The following is a 5,213-nucleotide window of genomic DNA, read 5'->3' as shown; positions in this document are numbered from 1 at the left end:
CCCCCCGACCGGCCACACCATACGAATCAACGACCCGCGAAGTACGGGTCTAGGCTGGGCCCTGACCTGGGCCGCCGCGGCGACTGCGGCCGGCTGGGCAGTGATCATCGCCACCAGCCGCGTCGCCCGGCCCCGCCGCCATGCCGGACCCGGCTCGGCCGTCGACCAGGTGGCGGCAGGCGTGCGGATGGGCCTGCGAGACGGGGCGCAACCGCGTGCTGTGGGCGCTGCTCGTCGCCGTACCGTCATCCTCGTCCGTCCTGGCCGGCTGTTCAAATGGCGGCAACGGCACCGCCCCCGCCACCAGCCCCTCGTCCGCCGCGCCCAGTGACGGCCCCGGCACGGCGCGCGCATCGTGATCGAGAACTTCACCTTCAGCCCGGCGGATCTTCAGGTACGCCCGGAGCGAAGATCATTGTCGTGAACCGGGATTCGGTCCCGCACACCGTGACCGCCACCGGAAACAAGACGACGTTCGACACCGGCAACATCACAGGCAGCGCAACAGTCACCTTCACCGCTCCGACCACAACCGGCAGCTACTCCTACATCTGCACCATCCACCCGAACATGAAAGGCACCCTCACCGTGCGCTGAGACCAGGGCTGCAAGCCCGCGCGCCTGACCCCGGCCGCACCTACCATGACGCTGTGAGCCCGAGCGCGCCGACGCCGTCTTCGTGGCCGCGGCCGACGCTGCGGCTGCGGGTGCTGCTGGTCCTCACGGTGCTGGTCGCTCTTGTGGGCATGCACGGCCTGGCGTCCGCGAGCCCGGTCCCCTCCGGACACACCGGATCGCATACCGCACGCCCGATGGTGGCTGATGCCGATTAGCCATACGCGTGCCACACCGATGACTGCGGCAGCGCGGGGCGGCACGCAAGCCACGCGGACCAGATGTGCGCCTCGGGGGCGATCCCCGGCCCCGCCGTGATCCCGGCCCCGGCCGCCTCGGCACCAGCGGTATCGCCACGGCAGCACATCCCCTCACCCCGGTGCCTTACGAGCTGGCTGGCGGACGCGCTCCGCCCTCACTCGCCGAACTCCAACTCCTGCGGATATAGGCAACGCCCCGCGGCACACCGCCCTCACACACGGGCCTGTCGCCGCGTCCAGGTATGCCTGATCCCCTTCTGATCCCAGGAGCCCTCCACCATGAACGCGAACGCTTCCCTCACCCGCCGTACCACCCTGGCCGCCACGGCAGCCGCCGCGCTCGTCCTGGCCGCCTGCGGCAGCAACGGCGATACCGGCACAGCCGACACCTCTCCCGGCACCGCCGCGCATACGACAACGGCGCCGCCCGGCGGCCCGCAACCGGATCGTCACCGGTAGCGGGAACATGATCGTTCGGCGTTCCCGCGGCCTCCCACTCACCGGCCGTGGCTGTATCGAGCTGGGCGGCGCGCTGCTGGAGGCTGGCCAGGCCCTGCAGCGGGTGACGGTCGGGGCCCGAGCGATTCCGAAGCTGTCCGAGTGCTCGCCGTTCGAATGCGGTCAATGACCATCCGTACGCAAGCGGCTGCCTCCCGCCCGTAGAGTCCTCCTCGGCCACAGGGTTCGGCGAACGTGATGTCAGCCACAGGCAGCAGCTGGGAAAGGGACACGATGGCGCGTCGTAGCGCGACACGCATCAGAAGCTCAGCCCTGGCGTAAAGCGACACGACCTGCGGGGGACACGATCTCTGCGGTGAAGCGCTCCGGGGCAGATGGAGGCGGAGCGCTTCACCAGCGACACCAGTGATCAAAGTCCGGTGCATGGACCGATGGGACCACCTGACGAAACTGCGAGCGCCGCTTCCCAGCTCAGTTCAAATGCGTAGGCTCCGGACAGCCCCCGCCGGAGGCACTCCCGCTCCGCACCGGCCGAGACGCTGCCACGGCCGGTGCGGAGCGGACGGCGGACAGTTCTCTGAGCAGGGGGCCGTTCCTTGACCGGCCTGTCAGCCGCCTGCCCACCAGGGGCGGAACATGACCAGCACCCTCAGATTCCGGAGCCAGCGGAGGAACAACACCCATCCGGATGAGCGCCAGTAGTTGCCGCATCTGACGTACCGCCCCGGCCAGCCGCGACTGTCAGCGCCGGCGCATCACTCGTTTCCCGGCCGGCTGTTCATGACCCCACGCGGTCCCAGCCACGGCGCGGGGCGCGGGCGCCCAGCTGGGTGTCGCGGCTGCGGTAGACGATGTAGGGGCGGGTCAGGTAGCCGAGCGGTGCGGTGAGCATGTGGACGAGCCGCGTGAAGGGCCAGGCCGCGAACAGCAACAGGGCGCTGATCGCGTGGAGCTGGAAGAGAACCGGGGCTTCGGTCATCAGGGCGGGGTCGGGCTGGAGGTAGAAGATGGAGCGGAACCAGGGGGAGATGGTCTCGCGGTAGTCGTATCCCCCGCCGACGACGACGTTCGCAGCCACGGTCGCTGCCAGTCCCAGCACGATGGTCACCGTCAGGGAGACGTACATGGCCTTGTCGTTGCGGGTGGTGGCGGAGAAGACCGGGCCGACGGTGCGGCGCCGGTAGATCAGGATGGCGAGCCCGCCCAGAGTGGCGACGCCCGCGATGGTGCCGAGGACGACCGCGCCGATGTGGTAGGTGTGCTCGCTGATCCCGGCCGCTTCGGTCCAGCTCTTGGGGATGACCAGGCCGCCGATGTGGCCGAGGAGTACGACGAGGATGCCGAAGTGGAACAGCGGGCTGCCGATGCGCAGCAGCCGGCTCTCGTAGAGCTGGGAGGAGCGGGTGGTCCAGCCGAACTTGTCGTAGCGGTAGCGCCAGATGTGGCCGAGGACGAACACCGCGAGCGCGACGTACGGCAGGACGACCCACAGCAGGATGCCACCGGTGCCTGCCTCCGCCGCCAGGGTGAGGGGCTGCGCGGGTGCGGTCATCGGGGGACTCCTACGACGGGGTCGGGCAGGAACACGGGGGCTGCGTACGGGTCGAGACCGACCTGTTCCTCGGGCGGGCCCTGGGCGGCCAGGCGCATGACGGCTTCACGGTCGTCGCCGGCGAGGGTGGGCAGGGTGGCGGAGACGGAGTCCAGGACGTGGGCCCAGGGTGAACCGTCGTCGTTCAAGGCCAGGCGTAGAAGTTCCAGGCCGGCGCGGTGTTCGGTGAGCAGACGTGCTCCGGTGGCGGGGTCGGTGGCGGCGAATTCGAGGACGACGGCGAGGTGGTCGGGCAGTTCGTCGTCGCCCAGGCGCCATCCGGCCGCCGTGTAGGTCTGCTTCAGCCGCAGCAGGCCGATGCCGCGCTTTCTGGTGTCGCCGTGCGCGTAGTACGTCAGGTAGAGGCAGCAGCGTTTGCGGTGGTCGAAGGTGGTCACATAGGTGGCTGCCAGGTCCGCAGGGGCGGTCTGCTCGGCGTGGGCGGTGAAGCGGAGCAGGGGGCGGGCGACCGGGTCCGGCAGGGTGGCGGCGACCCGGGCGGCCAGGGCCAGGGTCTGCTCGAACTCCTCGTCGGGATAGGCGAGCAACAGGGACTGGGCCTGCCAGGCGTGAGAGAGGCGGGGCTCCGCTCGAGCCGTGCGTGTGTTCTTCCTTTTCATGGCTTCGGCTCGACCTCCCCACCGCTGTCCGCGCCGGCGCCGCTGCCGGATGGTTTGTCCGGGAACAGGCCGGGCGGAGAGCTTTTGCCGTCCCAGTTGAGGAGGTTGACTCGGGTGGCCTTGTCGCTGGGCGTGGCCGGGATGTCGGCGGTCTGCCGGTCGCGCAGGGCGTGGAAGTTCTCCACCGCGATGGGTGCGGCGCCGCCGGAGGTCTCGCCGAAGGGGCCGGAGCCGCCCATGCCGGGGCCGCCCTCGTGGTCGAGGCTGCACTCGGTGGCCAACTCTTCGAGTTTGTGGGCCTGTTCGGCGTGGGCGGGCGGGATGACGTACCGCTCGTCGTACTTGGCCAGGGCCAGCAGCCGGTACATGTCGTACATCTGCTCTTCGCCCATGCCCACGGCCTTCGGGATGGCGGCATTGGGCTCGCGGCCGAGGTTGATGTCGCGCATGTACGCCCGCATCGCTGCCAGCCGGCGCAGGACCGCGTCAACCGGTGCCGGGTCGCCCGCGGTGAACAGCTGGGCGAGGTAGTCGACGGGGATACGCAGGGACTCGACGGCCGCGAACAGGTTTTGGTGATCCTCGGCGTCACGGCCGGTGTCACGAACGGCGTCGGCCACCGGCGACAGCGGCGGGATGTACCAGACCATGGGCATTGTCCGGTACTCCGGGTGCAGAGGCAGGGCCACCTTGTAGGTGTTGATCAATGAGTGGATCGGGGAGCGCTGGGCGGCCTCGACCCAGTCCCGGGGGATGCCCGCCTTCTCGGCTGCGGCGATGACCTGAGGGTCGTGCGGGTCGAGGAAGACCTGCCGCTGGGCCTCGTACAGACCGGTGTCGTCGGGTGTGGAAGCGGCTTCCAGGACGCGGTCGGCGTCGTAGAGGACCAGGCCGATGTAGCGCAGCCGTCCGACACAGGTCTCGGAACAGACGGTGGGCAGGCCGACCTCGACGCGGGGGAAACAGAAGGTGCACTTCTCGGCCTTGCCGGTGCGGTGGTTGAAGTACACCTTCTTGTACGGGCATCCCGTGACGCACATCCGCCAGCCGCGGCAGCGGTCCTGGTCGACCAGGACGATGCCGTCCTCCTCCCGCTTGTAGATCGCGCCGGAGGGGCAGGAGGCCGCGCAGGAGGGGTTGAGGCAGTGCTCGCAGATCCGCGGCAGGTAGAACATGAAGGTCTGCTCGAACTCGAACTTGATCTTCTCGGAGACCTCGTTCAGCAGGACGTCCTGCTCGCTGGTCGCTGCCGAGCCGCCGAGGTCGTCGTCCCAGTTCGCCGACCAGGTGATCTTCATGTCCTTGCCCGAGATCAGGGACTTGGGGCGGGCGACGGGGGTGTGCTCCTGGAGCGGGGCGTTGGTCAGCGTCTCGTAGTCGTACGTCCAGGGCTCGTAGTAGTCGTCGAGGGACGGCAGCACGGGGTTGGAGAAGATCTGGATCAGTTTTTTGAACCGGCCGCCCGCCTTCAGGGCAAGGCGGCCCTTCTTGTTCAGTTCCCAGCCGCCGCGCCACTTCTCCTGATCCTCATAGCGGCGGGGGTAGCCCTGGCCGGGGCGGGTCTCGACGTTGTTGAACCACACGTACTCGACCCCGGTGCGGTTGGTCCACGCCTGCTTGCAGGTGACCGAGCAGGTGTGGCAGCCGATGCACTTGTCGAGGTTCATC

General features: G+C 69.1%; 7 protein-coding genes and 1 pseudogene. 5 read left to right on the top strand and 3 right to left on the bottom strand.

The genetic code is table 11. The features are described 5' to 3' along the window. The 5 genes and pseudogenes from RB628_RS39345 to RB628_RS39330 form a co-directional block, all read left to right on the top strand. A pseudogene (locus tag RB628_RS39345) lies at positions 1 to 331 on the top strand (hypothetical protein); the annotation flags it as partial. Between the two features lie 89 nt (positions 332 to 420). Further along, a complete protein-coding gene (locus RB628_RS39340; RefSeq protein ID WP_318325455.1) occupies positions 421 to 597 on the top strand; it encodes a hypothetical protein in 177 nt (58 codons plus the stop codon). A gap of 53 nt (positions 598 to 650) precedes the next feature. Further along, positions 651 to 833, top strand: coding sequence for a hypothetical protein (locus RB628_RS39335; RefSeq protein ID WP_318325454.1), 183 nt, complete (start codon positions 651 to 653; stop codon positions 831 to 833). A 65-nt stretch (positions 834 to 898) separates the two neighbouring features. Continuing rightward, the gene (locus tag RB628_RS42835; RefSeq protein WP_412180800.1) at positions 899 to 1,063 is read left to right on the top strand and encodes a DUF6153 family protein; all 165 of its coding nucleotides are present in this window, start codon (positions 899 to 901) and stop codon (positions 1,061 to 1,063) included. Between the two features lie 91 nt (positions 1,064 to 1,154). Then, complete coding sequence (locus RB628_RS39330; protein ID WP_318325452.1) at positions 1,155 to 1,334, top strand: hypothetical protein; 180 nt, start codon at positions 1,155 to 1,157, stop codon at positions 1,332 to 1,334. A 778-nt stretch (positions 1,335 to 2,112) separates the two neighbouring features. On the opposite strand, the gene narI is transcribed toward RB628_RS39330, so the two are convergent. The 3 genes from narI to narH are packed head-to-tail and all read right to left on the bottom strand — an operon-like array spanning position 2,113 to position 5,212. Beyond that, positions 2,113 to 2,886, bottom strand: a complete 774-nt coding sequence (gene narI / locus RB628_RS39325; protein ID WP_318325451.1) for a respiratory nitrate reductase subunit gamma — start codon at positions 2,884 to 2,886, stop codon at positions 2,113 to 2,115. Further along, a complete protein-coding gene (gene narJ, locus RB628_RS39320; protein WP_318325450.1) occupies positions 2,883 to 3,545 on the bottom strand; it encodes a nitrate reductase molybdenum cofactor assembly chaperone in 663 nt (220 codons plus the stop codon). The genes narI and narJ overlap by 4 nt, the downstream gene beginning before the upstream one ends. After that, a complete protein-coding gene (narH, locus tag RB628_RS39315) occupies positions 3,542 to 5,212 on the bottom strand; it encodes a nitrate reductase subunit beta (RefSeq protein WP_318325449.1) in 1,671 nt (556 codons plus the stop codon). The genes narJ and narH overlap by 4 nt, the downstream gene beginning before the upstream one ends. Position 5,213 lies beyond the last annotated feature (1 nt).

Source organism: Streptomyces sp. ADMS, from assembly GCF_033441795.1.
GTDB lineage: Bacteria > Actinomycetota > Actinomycetes > Streptomycetales > Streptomycetaceae > Streptomyces.
The sequence above is the reverse complement of the archived record's forward strand: the minus strand, read 5'-3'. Positions and strand labels throughout refer to the sequence as shown.

Excerpts from the sequence above, each read along its gene's own strand:
- narJ (WP_318325450.1), bottom strand. The coding sequence starts at position 3,545 with ATGAAAAGGAAGAACACACGCACGGCTCGAGCGGAGCCCCGCCTCTCT.
- narH (WP_318325449.1), bottom strand. The coding sequence starts at position 5,212 with ATGAACCTCGACAAGTGCATCGGCTGCCACACCTGCTCGGTCACCTGC.
- RB628_RS39330 (WP_318325452.1), top strand. The coding sequence starts at position 1,155 with ATGAACGCGAACGCTTCCCTCACCCGCCGTACCACCCTGGCCGCCACG.
- narI (WP_318325451.1), bottom strand. The coding sequence starts at position 2,886 with ATGACCGCACCCGCGCAGCCCCTCACCCTGGCGGCGGAGGCAGGCACC.